This window comes from Sphaerisporangium krabiense (genome assembly GCF_014200435.1).
Lineage (GTDB): Bacteria > Actinomycetota > Actinomycetes > Streptosporangiales > Streptosporangiaceae > Sphaerisporangium > Sphaerisporangium krabiense.
Map to the genome: position 1 here is coordinate 968,357 of NZ_JACHBR010000001.1, position 19,805 is coordinate 988,161.

Below are 19,805 nucleotides of genomic sequence, written 5' to 3' on the forward strand. Positions count from 1 at the left end.
GGCGATACACCGCTCCACCGGCCACGGGAGCGCGACTTGCCAGGCAAGCCGCACGATCATGGCGAGTTCGACTCCCGTCACCCGCTCCCATGCGAAGGCCCCTGTCGGCGTCGGCGTCCCGCGAGAAACCTGTCCTCGGCCGCGTAGTCCAAGAATCGGCTGAAACGCGGGTCGCCCGCCGCGGGCGGGATCCCCGCTCGGTCGCCGTTCCGTGCGGCGTCGACGAGCCAGTCGACCTCGGCGGCGACCGTCGTCGCGTAATCCCCCACCGGCCGGTATCCGAGCTCCGTGGCGGCCGACATGTCAAGCACGACCGGATGCTTCGAGTCCCAGGGAGTCAGACCAAGGTCTGGGTCCGCCGAGTCGTCGAGCAGCACTTCCTCCCGGTCGTGTCCGAGGTGCCGGGCGATCGTGCGAGAGATGTCGAGGGCGCTCGGGACGTCCGGGTCAGCGATGTTGAGGATGCGAGCGCCAGGCGCACGGGCGACGGTCTCGATGAGCGTGGCCACGTTGGCCGCGGCCGTTGGGTGCGCGGTGCCGCTACCGCGGCCGGCAAGCAGCACAGCGGGACGCCGGTCCAGGGCGCGTTTGACGAAAACCCATTCGCGCGGGAAGGCCGCGCCCACGCCGTGGATCAAGGATGGGCGCAAGACGCTGATGGGCAGACCACTGTCGAGCGCGACGTGCTCGGCCGCGACCTTGTTGGCGCCGTAACCCTCCCGGGAGTTGTGGTCGATGTCTCTGGGGGCCATGGTGGCCTGGGTCTCACGGATCGGGCCGTCGTACCGAGGCTTGATGTCCGAGTTGGGGTGATTGCCGTGGGCGTCGACGTAGACGGCCTTGCTGGAGATGAGCACCGTCGAGCCGGCGTCCCTGGCCAACGGCAGCAGGAGACGCGCGTCGGCGGCGGTGTAGCAGATGCAGTCGACGAGCAGCTCCACGCCGTCGGCTAGGGCGGCCTGAAGCTCACCCGCGTCGGCGCGGCCCGCCGAAACGAAGCCGCCTCCCGCGGCAGCGACCTCGGAGGGCATGTTGGCGGGGTTTCGGCCGGTGACGGTTACCTGCCATCCGGCGGCGAGGAGGCGCAGTGCGGTGGCTCGGCCGATCATGCCGGTTCCGCCGAGGATGAGTGCACGAGGCATCGGACGAGCTTAAGGCCGGCCTACCTAATGCGACCCGCGCAGCTTGAGCCGGCGTCCCGTTGCGTGCGGCCTGCATGCCCTCTGACCAGCCGAAACCGGCTCCGTGGCAAGCATCGGCAAGCGCAAGACCTCTCCGGAACATCCGTTACCGCGGCTGCTTGCGCCGGGAACCCGATCTCCGACCGGTCAGGCAGAGGCCTTCATCAACGCTGATCGTGAGGAGCTCGACGTCGAGCCTGCGACCACATCGCTGCGTCAAGTGACAGCCGGCCGGGCTCGGATACTGTCGAACACGTCTGCTGCCCAATCCGCCATGAAGTCGGTTCCGAGCGACATGTTGCCGATGTGGCAATGCTGCTCGCCGCCTTCTTCGGCTGTGAAGATCCGCAACTCCCGACGCGGACTGTTCACGCAGTCCTCGTACGTCGACACGGCCTTGTCGACGGTGATCTGCCGGTCGTTCTCGCCGTGGGTGATCAGGATCGGCACGGTGATGCGGTCCAAGACGCCTCGAAGGGTGAATCCGTCGGCGACCTTCAGACAATCCTCGATCGTGTTCTGGCCCAGAACCCACATGACGTGCTCGAAGATGTGCGGCACGGACTTCTCTGTGCCGGCACCCTCGACGCGCTTGCGGAACTGGGCGCCCCAGTCGTAGTTGGCGCCCCATGCGATGCAGCACTTGATGCGCGGTTCGAAGGCGGTCGCGCGGGGCGCATGGTGTCCACCCATGCTCAGCGCCGCCATGCCTATCCTTTCGGGGTCGACGTCCGCCCGCGTCTGCAGGTAGTCGATGCATGCGCTCGCGGGGATCTCCGCTTCCGGGAAGTTGTGCAACCCGTGTTTGCGGAGCGCCTCACCGACTCCCGGGTTGTCCACGAAGAGCACGGATACGCCGCGTCGGGCCAGCGCCTGGCCGAATCCTGTCAGGAACAGAAACTCCTTGAGCCCATCCAGACCGTTGAAATGGACCAGGCATGGAGCGGGGCCATCGACATCCGCCCGGACCATGAGGGCGGGAAGGATCGAACCCTGGTAAGGGACTGCCACCTTCTCGCAGTTGACGGAGCCGAGCTCGACGTACTTGGAGAATCCGGCGAGCACGCGTTCGTAGGCGTGCGCACGCGCCGGATAGTGATGCTCAGGCATGCGTTCGCCGGTCAGGTACATGATGGTGGCGCGGCGGTACTTCTCTGACGCGCTCAACCGGTGTCCGGCTTCTTCGTCTCTCTGGGCGGCATTCCAGAGTCTGTCTCCCGCGCTGACCCAGGCGTGGAAGAAGGCTCGTGAAAAATCGAGCCCGTCCGGCGTTCCCTCGTCCCGCAGTACTTTGCAGGTGCGGTCGATCTCGTCCATGTTGGCGCCCATGTCGAGGGCCATCGACAACGCCAGATCGGCTGAATAGTCGTCGAAGTAGTTCAGCATGACTCAGAGGTCCTCCTTCATCCGGTCCAGGTTCGTTACGCAGCCGCTACTCCCCCGGGCGCGGACAGGGTGAAGAAGGTGGCCGGCTCGGATGCCGAGATCGTCAACGCGTCATCCGGCGGCCACTGGATGAACGACCCCGTCCCCGCGCTGTGCTCACCGTCGGCGTCGCGGAGCACGATCGTGCCCTCCACCACGTAGACCATGCGGTCCGCCCCACACGCCGCCCCGTTCAGCACAGCGCCCGCGTCCATGCGCGTCCACCTGACCGAGACCCGCTCGCACACCTCGTGCGACATCACCTCCCGGCTACGCACCGTGCCCACGACCCCCGCATCCGGATCATCGAACTCGGCACAATCATCCGGATGAACGAACAGCGGATCGGCCAGCACCGCCTCCTGCGAGGCGACCCCACGACCACCCCAATCCCTGGGCCGGCCCGGCGAAAAGAAACACACGCTGGTCAACGCCTGCGGAATGATCACAAAACTGGTCGACCCCCGCAACCGGATCGCGAACGACCCCTCCCGGACCTCGACCACCTTCCCCGACGCCGTCAACTGCACGTGATCGCCCTTGGGCAGGTAACACACCTCGACATAACCCGGATACACCACCGGACCGGCGACCCGAGGTCCCACGTACTCGTTGTAGCAACCATCCACCGCATCGGCTCCGTCTTCCCAACGTGAGATGACTCGACGGCGGATCGGCGCCGCTGCCAGTCCCACATCCTCGGTGGGGTTCGGCAGCAGGCCGGCGTGGGTGGGTGTCTTTATTGTCAGGCTCACTGGAACTGCTCTCCATCGGTTCTATTCGGAGGTGGGAGAAAAGTACTGGCGACCGGTCGTCGCTTCAGCCCCCGGCTATGACGAGGCGCCCTGCTCGGCGCTGCCCACTCTCGGGTCCAGGATGCCGGCGATGAGATCGGCGAGAATGTTCAGGACGACGACGATGAGGCCGATGATCAGTGCCGTGGCCTGCACCACTGGAATGTCGTGGATTTCCACGGCGTCGAACAGCATCTTGCCGACGCCGGGGTACTGGAAAAGAGACTCGATCACCGCGAGGCCGGTGATGATGTGGGCGAGGCTCAGAGCCATCACGCTGATGGTCGGAGCGAGTGCGTTGGGCAGGATGTGCCGCCGGAGAACTTTCCGAGGGTCGTAACCGATCCTCAGTGGAGCCATGCGAATGAAGTCCTCCCTGTTGACCTCGGCGACGCCGAAACGGACGACTCGCATGAGGATCGCCACGCTGGCCGGGATGACCGTGAGAACGGGGAGAACGAGCGCTGTCACCCATTCGGACAGCGTTGAGTCCGAGTCGACCGCGCTGATGGCGGGAAAGACGGGGATCCATACCGCGAACACGAGAATCAGGAGCATGCCCAGCACGAACTCCGGCACGCAGATGAACACGAACGATGAGCCGTTCGCTGCTTTCGACCACCGGGACTTGGGCCGAAGGCCCGTCATCGAACCGAGTGCGATGGCTACGGGCAGCACGACCAGGAACGCGACACCGGCCAGAACCAGAGAGTGTCCCGCCCGCTCGAGCAGCTTCGGCGCGATGGGGTTGCCGTCCGCGAGCGAAGTTCCGAGATCACCGGTCAGCATGTGCCCGAGCCAGGACACATATCGAGCCGGCAGCGGAGTGTTGAGCCCCAGGCGTTCGGCGAGCGCCGCCCTGTCCTGGGGCGCGGCCTCCGGCCCGAGCAAGGCGTCGACGATGGTGCCGGGGACGGCGTTCGTCGCGGCGAAGACGACGACGGACAGGAAAAGCAGGACACCGAACCCGCTGAGTACTCGCGTCACGAACCAGCGCAACAACCGGTTCGAGTCTTCCCGCCCACTCTTCTTGGCCGATGTCCCTTCGACCGTCACTGATGTCATGGGTTACGCCGACAGTGCTACGTTCCAGAGAGGCTGAGCCTCCATGGTGGTCTTCTGGAATCCGGTGACGCCCTGTGTCACGTGGACGCTCTCCTCGAAGCAACACACGATCAGGTTGCCGTCCGCGGCGAGGAGTTCGGCCAACTCGTTGTAGAGCTCCTTGCGCTTGGTCTCATCGACTTCCCCGCGCGCCTGCGGGGCGAGTGTGTCGAACTTCGGGTTGCTCCACAGTGCGTATGACTTGCCAAGGTCGCCGAACTTGCCGTAGATGACGTCGATCAGGGCGACACCGGGGCGCGCGCCGTACTGCCCGGCATGCATCTGGAACTTCTGACTCAGGATGCCTTGGACCATGGTGGCGCCGGGCTCGGGCACGAGCTTGATGGTGATGCCGGCTTTCGCGGCCTGGGCCTGGTACAGCTGCGCCAGATTGCCGCCTTGCGTGCCCTGCCGCATGTGAAGCTGGATGGTCAGCCCATTGGGATGACCGGCCTCGGCGAGCAGTTTCTTCGCCTGCTCGATGTCGGCTGAGATGGCGGGCAGCTTCGGGAAGACCGGCGAATCTGGCGCGATCGGGTGGTCCTGGGCCACGATTCCCCAGCCCCGCAGAAGGCTCTGGCGGATCTGCTCACGGTCCACCACCAGTTTCATGGCTTGACGCACCCGGCTGTCGGCGAGAGGCCCGCTGCAGAGCATGTTCAGTTGGGTGAACGCGCCGGTTTGCGTTCGGTGGACCACGATGTCGTCGCTGTTGAGAACCGGCTGCGTCGTGACAGGGTCGAGGTTCAGCGCGATGTTGAACTGCTTCGATCGCAAGCCGTTCAGGCGCTGATCGGTCGTGTCAACGTTGGTGATGACGATCTCGTCCGGCTTCGGGTAGTTCTCCCGCCAGTACCCGGCATTGCGATCGCCGGTGAACTTCTCTCCCGCCTTGAAGGACTTGTACTTGTACGCGCCGGTGCCGATGGGGGCGGCCTTGATGTGATCCGTGGTCATCCCAGCCGGCACGATGGAGGTGTAGGTGTGGCTCACCAGGTACGGCAGATCCCAGGCGCCGGCCTTCAGCTTGAAGACGACCGTGTACTCGTCCTCGCCCTGGACGACGCTACCGGGCTCGATCAGAGGTCCCCAGGTCGTCTTGGCCGAACCTGGCGCCTTCGGGTCCAGGATCCGCTCGAAGGTCGCGATGACATCCTTCGCCGTGAGTTCGGCGCCGTTATGGAACTTGACGCCCTTGCGCAGCTTGAACGTCCACGTCTTGAGATCGTCGCTCGACCAGCTCGTGGCGAGCTCCGGCTTCGGCCCCGAACTGTCGGTCAGAGACGTGAGACGGTCGTACAGGCACATGATCATGGCTGAGGAGTAGACGGTGGACAGGGGATCCGGTGACTCCGTGGCGCCGCCCAGGAAGGAAGCGACAGCCAGGGTTCCGCCCGATTTCTCACCGCTCTGCCCCGACGTCTCGTCGGCGGCGCGTCCGTTGCCCTTGTCGTCCGATGAGCATGCGGCGAGAGCTGCGGCGAGCGCCGCACCGCCGGTCACCTGGAGGAATCTCCGTCGAGAGGCTGTGCCGCTCATGAGGGTTCTCCTATTTCTTTGATACTGAGATGTACGCCGCGTTCACGAGCTCGCGGGTGTACGCGCTCGCGGGGTTTTCGATCACTTGTTCCGTGGGGCCCCATTCGACGATCGAGCCCTGATGGAACACAGCGATTCGCTGCGTCAAGGCAGCGACGACGCTGATGTCGTGAGAGATGAAGAGCAGGGTCAGGCCTCGTTCCGACCGGAGCCTGCTCAGCAGTTGAATGACACGTGCCTGCGACTCGACGTCGAGGCCCGAGACCACTTCGTCGCACACCAGCAGGTCGGGATCGCCGACGAGCGATCGTGCGATCGACGCACGCTGCCGCTGACCGCCGCTGAGTTCGGCGGAATATCGGTCGGCATGCGTCTCTTGCAGGCCGACTTCGTTCAGAAGCTGACGAATTCGGGGACGGAGCTCACCCCGGCTGAGGCCTTCGAAGTTCTGAAGCCGGTGTGCGATCGACTGGCCGATCGTCAGGCGCGGGTTGAAGGTGGTGTCAGGGTTCTGCAGGACGATCTGGAGCGACTTGCGAACCTGCAGCGGACGTCGCCGCGCCGTTCCCACCAGTGGAGCGCCGTTGAAACGTACATCTCCAGACCAGTTCGGATGGATTCCCAGCAGGGAGCGCGCGAACGTGGTCTTTCCGCTGCCGCTTTCTCCCACGATTCCGATGGACTCGCCCCGCAGCGCTTCGAGCGACACCTCGTGCAGGACCTCGACCGTTCGAGTCCGGCCTCCCCGCTGGGTGCGGTGCGTGGCCCTCATGTGGTGGACTTCGAGAATCGGTGACGTCTCGCCCGCGACGGTGCGATGGTCCGTCGGCTCGACGCCGGCCAGGGGGCCGACTCGGAACCGCTGGACCAAGGAAGCGGTGTAGTCGTGCTTGGGGGCGTCGAGCAGCTCACGCAGATCCCCGTGTTCGACGATGTGCCCGTCGCGCATGATGATCAGGTCCTCGCAGATCTCGGCGAGAACACGGAGGTCATGGCTGACGGCGACGAGCGTCAGGTCGTGGTCGACCTTCAGACGCTTGATCATCTCGAGCACTCGTCGCTGCGTGATGGCGTCCAGGTCGGTCGTCGCCTCATCGAGGATCAATATCTCGGGCCGGCCGAGAAGCGCCAGACAAAGGTTGATGCGCTGGCGTTGTCCACCGGAGAGCTGGTGGGCGTACCTTTTGATGATTTCTTCTGGATGCTCGAAACCGACCTCGGCGAGTGTGGCGAGTACGCGGTCGTCAGCACTGTCGGGTCCGATGACCGCCGCGGCGACCTCGTGTAGCTGGTGTCCGACGGTCATGATCGGGTCCAGCACCGAGCTCGCCGCTTGTGGAACAAGAGCCAGCCGGCTTCCGCGAACCACGCGGAAGTCGTCCTTGGTGAGCTGAAGGTCGACCACGGCGTCCCGGGTCCAGATGGCGATGCGTCCGTCGGCGAACTCAAGGCCCTCTCGGGCGTAGCCGAGCAGCGCATGGACCAATGCCGTCTTGCCACTGCCCGACTCTCCGGCGATACCCAGGCTGCCACCGCGGCGGAGTTGGAGGCCGGCGTTCTGGACCACACGGACGGCGTCGTCTCCCGCGACGGTGATGCAGATCTCGGCCGCCGACAACAGCGGTGTTTCTACAGCCATCGCTCGCCTACCGAATCAGCTACCACGTTGATCGCTATGACCAGCGCCACGATGGCCGCGGCGGGTGTGAGGCTCACCCACGGTGCGAAGCTCAACACCTCGCGGCCCTGGTTCAGGCTGAGGCCCCAGTCCGCAGACGGCGGGGCGATCCCCACCCCGAGGAAGTTCAGCGCCGCGAGAACGAGAACCGCGATGCTCGACCGCAGGGCCCATTCAAGCGCGATGCGGGCTCGGATGTTCGGCAGGATCTCGCGGATGAGGATCTCCGGAGTCGTGGCACCGGCGGCCTCGGCAGAAGCGATGAACTCTCTCGTCGATATGGGAAGCGTGACCGCTCGGATGATCCGTGCCGCGGCCGGCATCAAGAGAACTCCTACGACAATCGTCAGGACGAATGCCGACCGCGGCAGCACGCTTCCCATGACCAAGACCACCAACAGCGCCGGCGTGGCCAGGAGGAGGTCCACCAGCCTCATCAGCAAGCGGTCGGTCCGCCCTCCGATGTACGCCGCTGAAGCGCCGAGCGCAGTGCCGATCACGACCGCGATGGCACCGGCCGTCGCCGCCATGACCGTGATCGACTGACCGCCGTTGAGCAGCCGCACCAGTACGTCCTGGCCATAGCGATCAGTACCGAGAAGGTGGCTCCAGGACGGAGGACCAAGGGTGAGCGCGGTCTGTTCCGCGTCCGGGATGAAGAAGGGAACCATCGCCACGAAGACGATGAAGCCGAGCGCGATGTAACCACGCACGGGAAAGGGGCGTCGCCGACTTCCCGCCGTGACCTGCTCCGGAGGGAAGAACGGGTCGAGCGTCTCGGTCACGTGGTCGCCTCCGCCGGCGCGGACAGGGTGAAGAAGGTGGCCGGCTCGGATGCCGAGATCGTCAACGCGTCATCCGGCGGCCACTGGATGAACGACCCCGTCCCCGCGCTGTGCTCACCGTCGGCGTCGCGGAGCACGATCGTGCCCTCCACCACGTAGACCATGCGGTCCGCCCCACACGCCGCCCCGTTCAGCACAGCGCCCGCGTCCATGCGCGTCCACCTGACCGAGACCCGCTCGCACACCTCGTGCGACATCACCTCCCGGCTACGCACCGTGCCCACGACCCCCGCATCCGGATCATCGAACTCGGCACAATCATCCGGATGAACGAACAGCGGATCGGCCAGCACCGCCTCCTGCGAGGCGACCCCACGACCACCCCAATCCCTGGGCCGGCCCGGCGAAAAGAAACACAGACTGGTCAACGCCTGCGGAATGATCACAAAACTGGTCGACCCCCGCAACCGGATCGCGAACGACCCCTCCCGGACCTCGACCACCTTCCCCGACGCCGTCAACTGCACGTGATCGCCCTTGGGCAGGTAACACACCTCGACATAACCCGGATACACCACCGGACCGCCGGTCCGAGGTCCCACGTACTCGTTGTAACCCGCGTCCAAGCGAGCTGAGCCACCGGTGTGAGGCCGGAAGATCTCGCGATGCTTGGGCGATACGCCGTGAATCGACGGCTCGAGTCGTGAGGGACCCGGTTCGACGTCCGAGTAGTGCCTGATCGTCAGTCCCATTCAGGATTCCCTGCTTTCGTATCTCGGGTCGGGCTCCAGAGCGTGGAATGACGTCCGGCTGAAAAGAAGTTGGCGTGCTTGGTGAACGGCGCGCTGAGGCTCCGCGAAGCGATGCTCTGGATATCAGGAAGATCGTGTTCAGGTCAGGAGCAGGTCGATGGGGCCGGCGGCGGCACTCGGCCGGCCATCTGCTCCCATCGGGTGCCGGGTCTGCCGAATGGCTGCCCGAACGCTGTGGTCGTACGTTAGGAAGCGCGAGCCACGAATGTCAAGCATTAGCGATCGGGTTGTTCACCATTAGTGCACACTACCGTTGGCAGGCTCGGGGGGCCATGGCACGATGGGGCCTGCCCAGCCACAGCAGGCCCATCGCCGGTCATCGAGGATCAGGACATCAACGTCCTGCCCCCTGGCTCGGGTCGATCAGGACCTTGCCGTCGAGCCTGCCTGCGGCGAGTCTGTCGAGCACGTCGGTGAGCCCGTCGAGAGCCACGACGTCCTCCAGGAGTTCACCCGCCACCTCGCTCCGCGCCAGCAGGTCGAGCGCGGACGGCAGGTCATCGCCGCAGACGTGGGCCATGGTCGTGTCAAGTGTGATCTCGCGCAGCACGAGGGTGTGCACGTCGACTGCGGGCGGGCGCTTGGGCAGGCCGACGGCGAGCACGCGTCCGCCGTACCGTGTCATCGCGATCGCCCGGGACAGTTGATCGGGGGCGCCGCTGCCTTCGACGACCACGTCCGCCCCCGTCGGGCCGATCGCGCCGAGCACGGCGTCCACCAGGTCGTCGCGGGGTTCGACAACCCGTGTGGCGCCGAGCCGGAGGGCCCGATCGAGCTTGGCTCCGGCGAAGTCGATCACCGTGATGTCCAGGTCCGTGAACAGATAACGCAAGCCAAGGAGGACGAAGGTACCGATCGCGCCCGCACCGATCACCACCACGCGGTCGCCGTCGGCGACCCCTGAACGCCGGGCGGCGTGCAGACCTACCGCCAGCGGCTGGGCGAGCCCGGCGGCGTCGAGCGAGAGCGAGGCCGGCACCCGGGCAAGGGCCCCTACCGGGCAGGCGACGTACTCCGCCAGGGCGCCGTCCACGTTCAGCCCGAGCGTGAAGTACCGGTCGCAGATGTTCGTGCGGCCTTCATGGCAACGGGCACAGTTTCCGCAGGACACGCCGGCGCCTGAAACAACGATGTCCCCGGCCGTCAGGCCGCTGCCTTCGGGTGCCGAGACGACTTCGCCGACGAATTCGTGTCCGGGGATCATCGGCCCCTGGTGCCCGCTCACAGGGTGGGTCCGGCGGACCGGGAATATGATCGGCCCGGCCGACCACTCGCTCGCGTCGGTTCCGCAGACCCCGCAGCGCCGCACCCGCAGCAAGGCCTCCTCCGGCGCGGGCGCCGGCACCGGCACGCGCTCTATCCGGATGTCGTGGGCGCCGTAGTAGACGGCGGCGGTCATCATTGCGGTCATCGCGGTGACGCCTCCTTCAGGAGATCCCCTCGTCCTGCGGCGGTGTTGAGGTGGGACTGCGCGTCACGAGTCAGATTCATCGGCCCGTCGACCGTGAAGTAGCGGCGGCCACCCGCCACCAGCAGGTCCTCGGCCGGAAACTTCGTGATCACCTGGCAGCCGCCGGCCGTCACCACGACTTCTTCCTCGATCCGGGCCGCCCCGACGCCGTCGGCGGAAGGCCAGTAGGTCTCCAGGGCGAACACCATCCCCTCCTCGAGGACCTCGGGATGGTCCAGCGAGACCAGCCGGGAGAAGATCGGCTTCTCCCAGATCGACAGGCCCACGCCGTGGCCGTACTGCAGCGCGAACGCCGCCTCCTCGTCCGGGAAACCGAACTCCTGTGCCCTCGGCCAGAGGGAGACGACATCGGCCGTCGTCGCCCCGGGACGCACCGTGGCGATGGCCCGGTCCATGTACTCGCGGGCGATCTTGTAGGCGTCCCGCTGCGCCCTGCTCGCGGAGCCCACCGCGAAGGTGCGGTAGTAGCACGTCCGGTACCCGTTGAAGCTGTGCAGGATGTCGAAGAACGCCGGGTCGCCCGGGCGGATCAGCCGGTCGGAGTAGACGTGCGGGTGCGGCGAGCAGCGTTCGCCCGAGATCGCGTTGACGCCCTCGACGTATTCGGAGCCCAGGTCGTAGAGCTTCTTCGAGACCAGGCCGACGGCCTCGTTCTCGCGGACTCCAGGGCGCAGGAACTCGTAGAGGTCCTCGTACGCGGCGTCCACCATGGAGGCGGCCTGGGTGAGCAGCGAGATCTCGTCCCCCGTCTTCACCCGGCGGGCCTCCAAGAATACCTGCTGGCCGTCCACGACCTTGATGCCGGCGTTCTGGAGGGCGAGGAGGACCGGCAGCTCCACGACGTCGATGCCGAGGGCCTCGTCCGCGAGCCCGAACTTGTCCAGCTCCCGCTTGATCTTCGCCGCGACCGTCTCGGCGATCCCGGCGTCGGGGTGGAAGGCGCCGCGCAGGATGGAGATGCCGGCCCGGGCGCCCGATTCCTCCCTCGGGCGCACGCCACCGCGAGGATGACCGTCCGCTTCGGCGGTGGTCTCGTTGAGCCAGGGGTTGTAGAGCTGATGGTGCTTCGCCGCGGACCCGAAGTCCCATGAGATCGGGTCCGAGTTCCGGGTCAGCAGGCTGAACCGGATGAGTTTGTCCATGGCCCACGTGCCGATGTGGGTGGAGGTCATGTATCGGATGTTGGCGAAGTCGAAGGCGAGGACGGCGCCGAGAGAAGATTTCTCCAGTTCGGCACGGAGCCGTTCCACCCGCTGCCGGCGCAGGCGGTCGAAGTCCACACGCTGCTCCCAGTCGACGCCCATCGCGCCGAAGGTGGCTGTGCCCATGTGAGTCTCCTTCTGGGAGCAGCCCTTACCTGTTCACAGCTGCGTCCCTGTACAGGTAGAGTGAACATCGAGCAGCATAGGTGATCGGTCCTGCTTAAGTGAAGGCAGGAGGTGACCAATGTCGCGGCACCCCCATAGACAAAGATTTTCGCGGCGAAAGAGGCGGTTTCGTGGCCCAACATCGCTTGTTCACCACGAGGTTCCCGACGTCACAGGGACGTTTACAGCGGCTGTTCACCTCAGATAGGTTCCTGCCGTGATCAGCAATCTCGGTCCGGAACTGCGCCGCGCTCGTGAGGCGAAGGGACTGAGCATGCGCAGCGTGGCAGCGGCGGTCGGCATCTCGCCCAGCCTGCTCTCTCAGGTGGAGACCGGAAAGACGCAGCCCTCGGTCGCCACTCTCTACGCTCTTGTGACGCACCTCGCGCTCTCCCTCGACGACCTTCTCGGCACCAGCGGCTCGGGTCCGACCGCGCCGCATGAGAACGAGCCGGGAGAACGCCGCGACGCCAGGCCCGATCCGTCCGGCGGCAGCAACGACGTGGTACAGCGAGCCGAGGACGCACCCGTCATCGAGCTGGAGAATGGCGTGCAGTGGGAGCGACTCGCCGGCATGCTCGGCGGCCTCGTCGACCCGCTCATCACCACGTACGCGCCCGGCGGATCGAGCTCGGTCGAAGGGCGCCTCATGCGTCATCCAGGCATCGAGTACGGGTACCTCATCGAAGGGGAATTGACCCTCAAACTCGACTTCGACACCTACACCCTGCGCGCCGGCGACTCCTTGTGCTTCGACTCATCGCGCCCGCATCTCTACGTCAACCAGACCGATAGGCGGGCCAAGGGGGTGTGGTTCGTCGTGGGCCGCCGGCAGCTCACGTATCAGGCCGCAGAGATCTCAAAGGGCCTTGACACTGCCGGCGCTTCGGCGGCCGAAATGCTGGAAGCGTGGGCGCACAATCAAGGGCACCATCGCGATTAGCACGGACTTCCACGCGACGACGCGGCCGGATTTCGTTCTTGTGATTCACCTGACTGTGATTATCGCCGACCCATGGCCGTGTCTCACGGTGCACGGGTAGTCGAGATCCCATCCACTGAGAAGGAGCGCCATGGGCGCGAGCAACGGCATGCCCCATCGAGCGGATGACACGCGCGGAACCCGTCCGCGCTCGCTCTCCGACATCCGGGTCGGCTGGATCGGACTCGGACGAATGGGCGCACCGATGGCTGCACGCCTGCTGGACAGCGGCGTTGATCTGGCTGTTTACAACCGCACCACGGCCAAAGCCGACCCCCTCGTCGAGCGTGGAGCGACGCGTCTCGGTTCGGTGGCCGAGGCCGGGGAGTGCGAGGTGGTGTTCTCCATGGTGCTCGACGACGCCGTACTCGGGGAGCTGCACGACCCTCGCACCGGCCTCTTCTCGCGAAGCGACGGTCGTCGCATCGCCGTCTGGATCGACGGTTCGACCGTCTCCGCGCAGGCGGCGGAGCGCGCCGCGGACGCCGCCCGCGCCGCCGGCGTGGCTTACGTGTCAGCCCCGGTCAGCGGCAACCCCGCGGTCGTCGAGGCCGGCAACGCGGTCTTCGTGCTATCCGGGGACGAGGCGGGCCTGGATCTCGCCGAGGACCTGACCCGCCGCATCGGCCGCCAGGTATTTCGCGCGGGCGCCGGCGCCGAGGCGAACGTCATCAAGCTCTGCGTCAATGCCGTACTGGCGGTGACCATGCAGGCGCTGGCCGAGGTCGCCGTTCTGGCGGACAAGGCAGGTGTTTCGCGCGCCGCGTTGATGACCTTCCTGAACGAGAGCGCGATCGGCTCGCCGTTCACCCGCTACAAGACGGACAACTTGGTCGCGCTGCGGTTCCCGCCCACCTTCACGCCAGAGGGCCAGCGCAAGGACATCCGTCTCGCACTGGACCTCGCCCGGCGGACGGAGACACCGATGCCGGTGTTGAACACGACCGAGACCGCCTATTCACGGCTGATCTCCGGCGGACTCGGTGAGGGGCGTGACTTCGCCGCGCTCGTGCTGGCGGTCGCCCGTGATGCCGGCCATGCACTCGAGCCGGAAGAGGATCGGGAATGAAGATCCACGGACGGCGGTTCGGCTCCTTCGAACATCAGCAGCTCGTCCAGCACCGCCCGTAACGCGGGGCTGCGATCGTCACGGCGCCATGCCGCTCGCAGGTCGACGTCCTGCGGTGGGGCGTCCAGAGGCACGAACACGACATGTGGGTCGGTGACGTTCCGCGCCACCGACGAGAGCGTCAGATGGCATCCGACCTGCGCGCTCACGAGTGCGAGCGCTGTCTGCGTGTCGGGCGCGATCTGGACGACGTTCGCGACGAATCCCGCGGCGTGGGCCAGGCGCCGCAACCGGTCCGGCAGCACCGCGCCCTCGTACGGCGGCAAGGACACGAAGCCGTCGTCGGCCAGCTGCCCGATCTCCAGCCGGGGGGCGCCGGCCAGGGGGTGGGTGTCCGGGACCGCGACCGAGAGCGCGTCGGGCACGACGACCCGAGCGACCACCTCGGCGGGAATGACGTCCCAGCGGCCGAGGGCGATGTCGGTGTCTCCCTGCACGAGCTTCTTCATCGCCGGCTGCGCGAAGTTCTGGCTCGACAACTCCAGCTGGATCCCTGGGCGCCGCGATCGCACCACGCGGGCGAGCCTCGCGACCAGAGAGTGGGTCGACGCCCCGGCGAACGCGATCCGGACCCGCCCGACCTGACCGTCCCCGGCCGCCCGTACCGCTGCCTCCGCCCGGTATAGGGCGTCCAGGACGTCCTTCGCCGGGCCGATGAGCACCTGCCCGGCGGCGGTCAGGCGGACCGACCGGGTGTTGCGCTCGAACAGCTGGGTCCCGAGTTCGCGCTCCAGTTGCTTGATGGTGCGGCTCAGCGGAGGTTGGGCCATGTGCAGCCGCTCGGCGGCCCGGCCGAAGTGCAGTTCTTCGGCCACCGCGAGGAAGGAGCGGAGCTGCTGTACGTCCATATTTATCGGAAGAGTATCACAGAGCGCTTGATTAGGTATTGGACTGGTCTTAATCGGCGCTCGATAGTGAGAGCTATGTACACCGGCAACCCCGACGTCCCCGATGACGTTTTCACGGACGTCCTCAGCCAGATCAATGACTTCGTGCGCACTCGCGTCATGCCCCGCGAACTGGAGATCATGACGACGGACGCCATCCCCGCCGACCTGCGCGAGCAGGCCGCCGGCATGGGGTTGTTCGGGTACGCGATCCCCCAGGCCTGGGGTGGGCTCGGCCTCGACCTCGTCCAGGACGTGGAAGTCGCCATGGCACTGGGCTACACGTCACTGTCGCTGCGGTCGATGTTCGGCACGAACAACGGCATCGCCGGACAGGTGCTGGTCGGGTTCGGCACCGTGGAGCAGCAGGCGCGGTGGCTGCCCGCCCTCGCGTCCGGTGCGGTGGTCGCGTCCTTCGCGCTCACCGAGCCCGGCGCCGGGTCCAACCCGACCGGCCTCCGGACCAGCGCGAGACCGGACGGCGAAGGCTGGATCATCGACGGCGGCAAGCAGTTCGTCACCAACGCCACCGAGGCCGGTCTGTTCGTGGTGTTCGCCCGCGTCCGGCCCCCGTCGGAATCCGGCACGGGTATCGCGGTGTTCCTGGTGCCCTCGAACACGCCGGGCGTCGAGGTCGGCGCGAAGGACGCCAAGATGGGACAGGAGGGCTCGCGCACGGCGAACGTGACCTTCACACAGGTCCGCGTGGGACCGGAGGCTCTGGTGGGCGGCGACGGAGAGGTCGGGTACAAGGCCGCGATGACGTCGCTGGCCCGCGGCAGGATCCACATCGCCGGCGTCGCCGTCGGCGCCGCGCAGCGCGCGCTGGACGAGTCGGTCGCCTATGCCGCCACCGCCACCCAAGGCGGCACCCCGATCGGAGACTTCCAGCTCGTGCAGGCGATGATCGCCGACCAGCAGACCGGCGTGCTCGCAGGCCGGGCACTGGCACGAGAGGCCGCGCGGTTGTACGTGACCGGCGAGGACCGCCGGATCGCGCCGTCGGCGGCGAAGTTGTTCTGCACTGAGATGGCGGGCCAGGCCGCCGATCTGGCGGTACAGGTCCACGGTGGCAGCGGCTACATCCGTGAGGTCCCGGTCGAGCGCATCTACCGCGATGTCCGGCTCTTGCGGTTGTACGAGGGCACCAGCGAGATCCAGCGTCTGATCGTCGGCGGAAATCTGGTCCGGGCCGAGAAGAGGAGACGGTCATGAACCGCCCGCTCGACGGGTTCACCGTCGTCGCCGTCGAGCAGGCCGTCGCCGCTCCACTGGCCACGCGCAACCTCGCCGACCTCGGCGCGCGCGTCATCAAGGTCGAGCGTGTGGACGGCGGCGACTTCGCCCGGGCCTATGACCACACCGTGCACGGGACCGGGGCGCACTTCGTCTGGCTCAACCGTGGCAAGGAGTCGATCGCCGTCGACCTGAAGACACCCGAGGGACGCGACGTCGTCCGCCGGCTCGTCGCCAAGGCCGACGTGTTCCTGCAGAACCTCGCTCCGGGCGCCGCCGAACGTCTCGGCCTCGGAGATCTCACCGCCGAGCGGCCCGAACTCGTCGCGGTCAACCTGTCCGGATTCGGCGCGGGCGGCCCGATGGAACAGCGCAAGGCCTACGACATGTTGATCCAGGCCGAGGCCGGCGTCATCGCGATCACCGGCACCCCGGAATCGCCGGCGAAGACGGGCATCCCCACCGCCGACATCGCTGCGGGCATGTACTGTTCCCAGGCCGTGCTGGCAGCGCTGCTGCGCCGTTGCCGCACCGGTGCGGGCGCGACCATCGAGGTCTCGATGCTCGAGGCCACCGTCGAGTGGATGGGGTATGCCCTCTACACCCGGATGTACGCCGGGACGCAGCCTGCGCGGATGGGCTTGAGTCACAGTGCGATCGCCCCGTACGACGCTTTCCCGACCCGCGACGGGCAGGTGCTGATCGGAGTCCAGAACGACGCCGGGTGGCGCGCCCTCGTCACCGCCGTCCTCGACGCCCCCGAACTCACCGAGGACCCGCGTTTCGCCACCAACGTCGCGCGGGTGCGCAATCGCGCCGAGTGCGACGCCGCGGTCGCGGCCCGCACCTCTCGCTGGTCCACCTCCGAGCTCGACGCCCGGCTGGCGGCGGCCGGCGTTCCGGCCGCCCAGCTCAAGGAGATCGACCAGGTCATCGACCACCCCCAGCTACGTGCCCGCGACCGCTGGCGGCAGGTCGGCACCGAGCACGCCCGGATCAACGCCCTTCTGCCGCCCGTGACGTTCGCCGATGTCGAGGCCCATATGGGCGACGTCCCCGCGCTCGGTCAGCACACCCGCGCTCTTCTCGACGAGGTCGGCGTCGACGCGGACGACCTGATCTCCCGCGGGATCGCGGCGCAAGCCACCTGAACAGACGTGCCTGACACGTTCATCCCCGCTCCTGGAGCATGTGTGAGAACCCTCATCCTCGACGAGCGCGACGACCGGGTCATCGTCACCCTGAACCGCCCCGCTGCTCGCAACGCGATCAACGCGGCCATGATCGATGATCTGCACGCCGTCTGCGACCTCCTGGAACGCGTCCCCCGGCCGCTGCTGCTCACCGGCGCCGGCGGGGCATTCGCCGCCGGCGCCGACATCGCCGAGCTGCGTGCCCGCGACCGTGACAAGGCCCTGCAGGGCATCAACAGCAGGCTGTTCGACCGCATCGCCCGGCTCCCGATGCCCACCGTCGCCGCGGTCGACGGCTACGCGATCGGCGGTGGCGCCGAACTGGCCTATGCCTGTGACGTCCGGCTGGCCACGCCCGCCACCGTGTTCGGCAACCCCGAGCCGGGCCTGGGCATACTCGCCGCGGCCGGGGCCTGTTGGCGGTTGGCCGAGCTCGTCGGCAGGTCCGTGGCCAAGCAGGTGCTGCTCGCCGGCCGGCAATTGCCCGCGGAGGCGGCTCTGGCCTGCGGTCTGGTCGCCGACATCGTCGCTCCCGAGGAGCTGCTCGGCGCCGCTCATCGGCTGCTGGACCGGATGACCGCGTGGTCTCCCGCGGCGCTGCGGCTGACCAAGCTGGTCCTCGACGCCCCTGGCGTGCACCCGCTTGCCGACGACCTCGCCCAGGCCGTCCTGTTCGAGACCGAGGACAAGCACGACCGTATGACCAAGTTCCTGGAACGGAGAAGACGTGACTCAGATGCCTAAGACCGTCGGCGTGATCGGTGGTGGCCTGATGGGGGCCGGTATCGCTCAGGTATTCGTCGCGGCGGGCGCCGAGGTGTCAGTGGTCGAGACCGGCGATGCGACAGCCGCCCGTCAGCGCGTCGCCGACGGCTTGGCCAAGGCTGCTGAGCGCGGCAAGCTCGCCGACGCCCTGGATGCCGCGCTCACCCGCGTGAGCGTTGTCGACGACGTCTCGGCCTTGCCGCCCGCCGCCGAGCTGGTCGTCGAAGCCGTGCCGGAAGTGCCCGCGCTCAAGGTCGATGTGCTCACGAAAGCGGAGCAGGTCATCGGCGAACATGCCGTACTGGCCAGCAATACCAGCTCGCTGTCCATCGCCGGACTCGGCTCCGCCCTCCGCCGTCCGGATCGGTTCCTCGGGTTGCATTTCTTCAACCCGGTCCCCGCGTCCGGCCTTGTCGAGATCGTCACCGCACCCGGCACGGCAGCAGGCGTCATCGAGCAGGCCCGCGGTTGGGTTCGCGGCTTGGACAAGACGGACGTCGTCGTGCGGGACTCACCCGGCTTCGCGACCAGTCGTCTCGGTGTCCTGCTGGGCCTGGAGGCGATCCGGATGCTCGAGGAAGGCGTGGCCGACGCCGAAGCGATCGACACCGCCATGGAACTCGGCTATCGCCATCCGATGGGACCGCTGCGCTCCACGGACCTGGTGGGCCTCGACGTCCGCCTCGCGATCGCCGAGTACCTGCATGCGACGCTGGGTGACCGGTTCGCGCCCCCGCAACTGCTGCGGGACAAGGTCGCCGACGGGCAACTGGGCCGCAAAACCGGTCAAGGCTTTCACCGCTGGGCCTGAAAGACCTCCGGGTGCCGGGCCAGTTCGATTCTGGTACGGCGGATGTGGCCGCTGAGATGGCGTTCCGCGTCCACGGCGTCCTGGCGCTGCAGGGCATCGAGGAGCAGCCGGTGCTCGGCGTTGACCACCCACTGCCGGCTCGGCCCGATGAGCATCATGAACGCCCGTCGGTAGTGCTGTGTGGAGTTCCACAGCCGGACGACCGTGGAGGAGAGCGGGTCGATCCGGCATCCACTGTAGGTCAGGAGGTGGAACTCCCGGTCCAGTCTGAGGAACTCGCCGACATCCCGGTTCGCTTCGATCCGCTCCTGGATCTGCTCAAGCCGGCGCAGGTCATCCCCGGACAGGTTGGGGAGGCTCTGCGCCAGCGCCAACGGCTCAAGTCGTTCCCGCATCTGGTAGATGACGTCCACCTCGTGCGCGTCCAGCCGCGGGACCCTGGCGCCCTTGTTGGTCTCATGCTCGGTGAGCCCCTCGGCCTCCAGCATGCGCAGGGCCTCCCGCACGGGTAGGCGGCTGGCGCCGAACCGGGCGGCGATCTCCTCCTGGCGGATTCGCTCCCCCGGCGCGATCTCGCCGCGAAGAATCGCCGCGCGCAAATAGTCGGCCACGCGCTGACTCGTGGCACTGGTCGTCGCGGTGTCCG

Annotated in this window: 18 protein-coding genes; 6 read left to right on the forward strand and 12 right to left on the reverse strand. The window is 67.1% G+C overall.

Annotation, left to right across the window (positions count from 1 at the left end; genetic code table 11):
• Positions 1-77: 77 nt before the first annotated feature.
• The 10 genes from BJ981_RS04155 to BJ981_RS04200 all read right to left on the reverse strand — a co-directional run bounded on the left by BJ981_RS04155 (position 78) and on the right by BJ981_RS04200 (position 12,117).
• Positions 78-1,142 carry an NAD-dependent epimerase/dehydratase family protein gene (locus BJ981_RS04155; RefSeq protein WP_184608395.1) on the reverse strand — a complete coding sequence of 355 codons (1,065 nt, stop codon included), beginning with the start codon at positions 1,140-1,142 and terminating at the stop codon, positions 78-80.
• Positions 1,143-1,397: 255 nt separating this feature from the next.
• Positions 1,398-2,567 (reverse strand): alpha/beta hydrolase family protein, encoded by a 1,170-nt coding sequence (locus BJ981_RS04160; protein WP_184608396.1) that lies wholly within the window; start codon positions 2,565-2,567, stop codon positions 1,398-1,400.
• 35 nt (positions 2,568-2,602) lie between these two features.
• Complete coding sequence (locus BJ981_RS04165; protein ID WP_184608397.1) at positions 2,603-3,361, reverse strand: cupin domain-containing protein; 759 nt, start codon at positions 3,359-3,361, stop codon at positions 2,603-2,605.
• A 75-nt stretch (positions 3,362-3,436) separates the two neighbouring features.
• Complete coding sequence (locus BJ981_RS04170; protein WP_184608398.1) at positions 3,437-4,456, reverse strand: ABC transporter permease; 1,020 nt, start codon at positions 4,454-4,456, stop codon at positions 3,437-3,439.
• 12 nt (positions 4,457-4,468) lie between these two features.
• Positions 4,469-6,043: an ABC transporter substrate-binding protein gene (locus tag BJ981_RS04175; RefSeq protein ID WP_184608399.1), complete on the reverse strand. Its 1,575-nt coding sequence runs from the start codon at positions 6,041-6,043 to the stop codon at positions 4,469-4,471.
• A 10-nt stretch (positions 6,044-6,053) separates the two neighbouring features.
• Entirely contained in the window at positions 6,054-7,682 is a 1,629-nt protein-coding gene (locus BJ981_RS04180; protein WP_184608400.1) for an ABC transporter ATP-binding protein, read from the reverse strand.
• Entirely contained in the window at positions 7,673-8,506 is an 834-nt protein-coding gene (locus BJ981_RS04185) for an ABC transporter permease (RefSeq protein ID WP_184608401.1), read from the reverse strand. The genes BJ981_RS04180 and BJ981_RS04185 overlap by 10 nt, the downstream gene beginning before the upstream one ends.
• On the reverse strand, positions 8,503-9,258 hold the full coding sequence (locus BJ981_RS04190) for a cupin domain-containing protein (RefSeq protein ID WP_184608402.1): 756 nt from the start codon (positions 9,256-9,258) through the stop codon (positions 8,503-8,505). The genes BJ981_RS04185 and BJ981_RS04190 overlap by 4 nt, the downstream gene beginning before the upstream one ends.
• Before the next feature lie 394 nt (positions 9,259-9,652).
• Positions 9,653-10,729: a zinc-dependent alcohol dehydrogenase gene (locus BJ981_RS04195; RefSeq protein ID WP_204070475.1), complete on the reverse strand. Its 1,077-nt coding sequence runs from the start codon at positions 10,727-10,729 to the stop codon at positions 9,653-9,655.
• Positions 10,726-12,117 (reverse strand): M24 family metallopeptidase, encoded by a 1,392-nt coding sequence (locus BJ981_RS04200; protein ID WP_184608403.1) that lies wholly within the window; start codon positions 12,115-12,117, stop codon positions 10,726-10,728. Before BJ981_RS04200 ends, BJ981_RS04195 begins: the two co-directional genes overlap by 4 nt.
• Before the next feature lie 256 nt (positions 12,118-12,373).
• On the opposite strand from BJ981_RS04200, the gene BJ981_RS04205 reads away from it, so the two are divergent.
• Positions 12,374-13,099, forward strand: a complete 726-nt coding sequence (locus BJ981_RS04205) for a helix-turn-helix domain-containing protein (RefSeq protein WP_184608404.1) — start codon at positions 12,374-12,376, stop codon at positions 13,097-13,099.
• Positions 13,100-13,229: 130 nt separating this feature from the next.
• Entirely contained in the window at positions 13,230-14,207 is a 978-nt protein-coding gene (locus BJ981_RS04210; protein WP_184608405.1) for an NAD(P)-dependent oxidoreductase, read from the forward strand.
• Here BJ981_RS04210 and BJ981_RS04215 read toward each other — a convergent pair.
• On the reverse strand, positions 14,093-15,115 hold the full coding sequence (locus BJ981_RS04215; protein WP_184608406.1) for a LysR family transcriptional regulator: 1,023 nt from the start codon (positions 15,113-15,115) through the stop codon (positions 14,093-14,095). The two genes, BJ981_RS04210 and BJ981_RS04215, sit on opposite strands and share 115 nt — an antisense overlap.
• Before the next feature lie 75 nt (positions 15,116-15,190).
• Between BJ981_RS04215 and BJ981_RS04220 the strand changes: the two genes are divergently transcribed.
• The 4 genes from BJ981_RS04220 to BJ981_RS04235 are packed head-to-tail and all read left to right on the forward strand — an operon-like array spanning position 15,191 to position 19,159.
• Positions 15,191-16,369 carry an acyl-CoA dehydrogenase family protein gene (locus tag BJ981_RS04220; RefSeq protein WP_184608407.1) on the forward strand — a complete coding sequence of 393 codons (1,179 nt, stop codon included), beginning with the start codon at positions 15,191-15,193 and terminating at the stop codon, positions 16,367-16,369.
• Positions 16,366-17,541, forward strand: a complete 1,176-nt coding sequence (locus BJ981_RS04225; protein ID WP_184608408.1) for a CaiB/BaiF CoA transferase family protein — start codon at positions 16,366-16,368, stop codon at positions 17,539-17,541. The genes BJ981_RS04220 and BJ981_RS04225 overlap by 4 nt, the downstream gene beginning before the upstream one ends.
• Before the next feature lie 42 nt (positions 17,542-17,583).
• The gene (locus tag BJ981_RS04230; protein ID WP_239139475.1) at positions 17,584-18,327 is read left to right on the forward strand and encodes an enoyl-CoA hydratase/isomerase family protein; all 744 of its coding nucleotides are present in this window, start codon (positions 17,584-17,586) and stop codon (positions 18,325-18,327) included.
• On the forward strand, positions 18,320-19,159 hold the full coding sequence (locus BJ981_RS04235) for a 3-hydroxyacyl-CoA dehydrogenase family protein (RefSeq protein ID WP_184608409.1): 840 nt from the start codon (positions 18,320-18,322) through the stop codon (positions 19,157-19,159). Before BJ981_RS04230 ends, BJ981_RS04235 begins: the two co-directional genes overlap by 8 nt.
• Here BJ981_RS04235 and BJ981_RS04240 read toward each other — a convergent pair.
• Positions 19,144-19,770, reverse strand: coding sequence for a GntR family transcriptional regulator (locus BJ981_RS04240; RefSeq protein ID WP_204070473.1), 627 nt, complete (start codon positions 19,768-19,770; stop codon positions 19,144-19,146). The two genes, BJ981_RS04235 and BJ981_RS04240, sit on opposite strands and share 16 nt — an antisense overlap.
• Positions 19,771-19,805: the final 35 nt, after the last annotated feature.

Coding starts and splice junctions, on each gene's coding strand:
- BJ981_RS04215 (WP_184608406.1), bottom strand. CDS start 15,115: ATGGACGTACAGCAGCTCCGCTCCTTCCTCGCGGTGGCCGAAGAACTG.
- BJ981_RS04155 (WP_184608395.1), bottom strand. CDS start 1,142: ATGCCTCGTGCACTCATCCTCGGCGGAACCGGCATGATCGGCCGAGCC.
- BJ981_RS04180 (WP_184608400.1), bottom strand. CDS start 7,682: ATGGCTGTAGAAACACCGCTGTTGTCGGCGGCCGAGATCTGCATCACC.
- BJ981_RS04160 (WP_184608396.1), bottom strand. CDS start 2,567: ATGCTGAACTACTTCGACGACTATTCAGCCGATCTGGCGTTGTCGATG.
- BJ981_RS04210 (WP_184608405.1), top strand. CDS start 13,230: ATGGGCGCGAGCAACGGCATGCCCCATCGAGCGGATGACACGCGCGGA.
- BJ981_RS04195 (WP_204070475.1), bottom strand. CDS start 10,729: ATGACCGCAATGATGACCGCCGCCGTCTACTACGGCGCCCACGACATC.
- BJ981_RS04190 (WP_184608402.1), bottom strand. CDS start 9,258: ATGGGACTGACGATCAGGCACTACTCGGACGTCGAACCGGGTCCCTCA.
- BJ981_RS04200 (WP_184608403.1), bottom strand. CDS start 12,117: ATGGGCACAGCCACCTTCGGCGCGATGGGCGTCGACTGGGAGCAGCGT.
- BJ981_RS04220 (WP_184608407.1), top strand. CDS start 15,191: ATGTACACCGGCAACCCCGACGTCCCCGATGACGTTTTCACGGACGTC.
- BJ981_RS04235 (WP_184608409.1), top strand. CDS start 18,320: ATGCCTAAGACCGTCGGCGTGATCGGTGGTGGCCTGATGGGGGCCGGT.
- BJ981_RS04175 (WP_184608399.1), bottom strand. CDS start 6,043: ATGAGCGGCACAGCCTCTCGACGGAGATTCCTCCAGGTGACCGGCGGT.
- BJ981_RS04225 (WP_184608408.1), top strand. CDS start 16,366: ATGAACCGCCCGCTCGACGGGTTCACCGTCGTCGCCGTCGAGCAGGCC.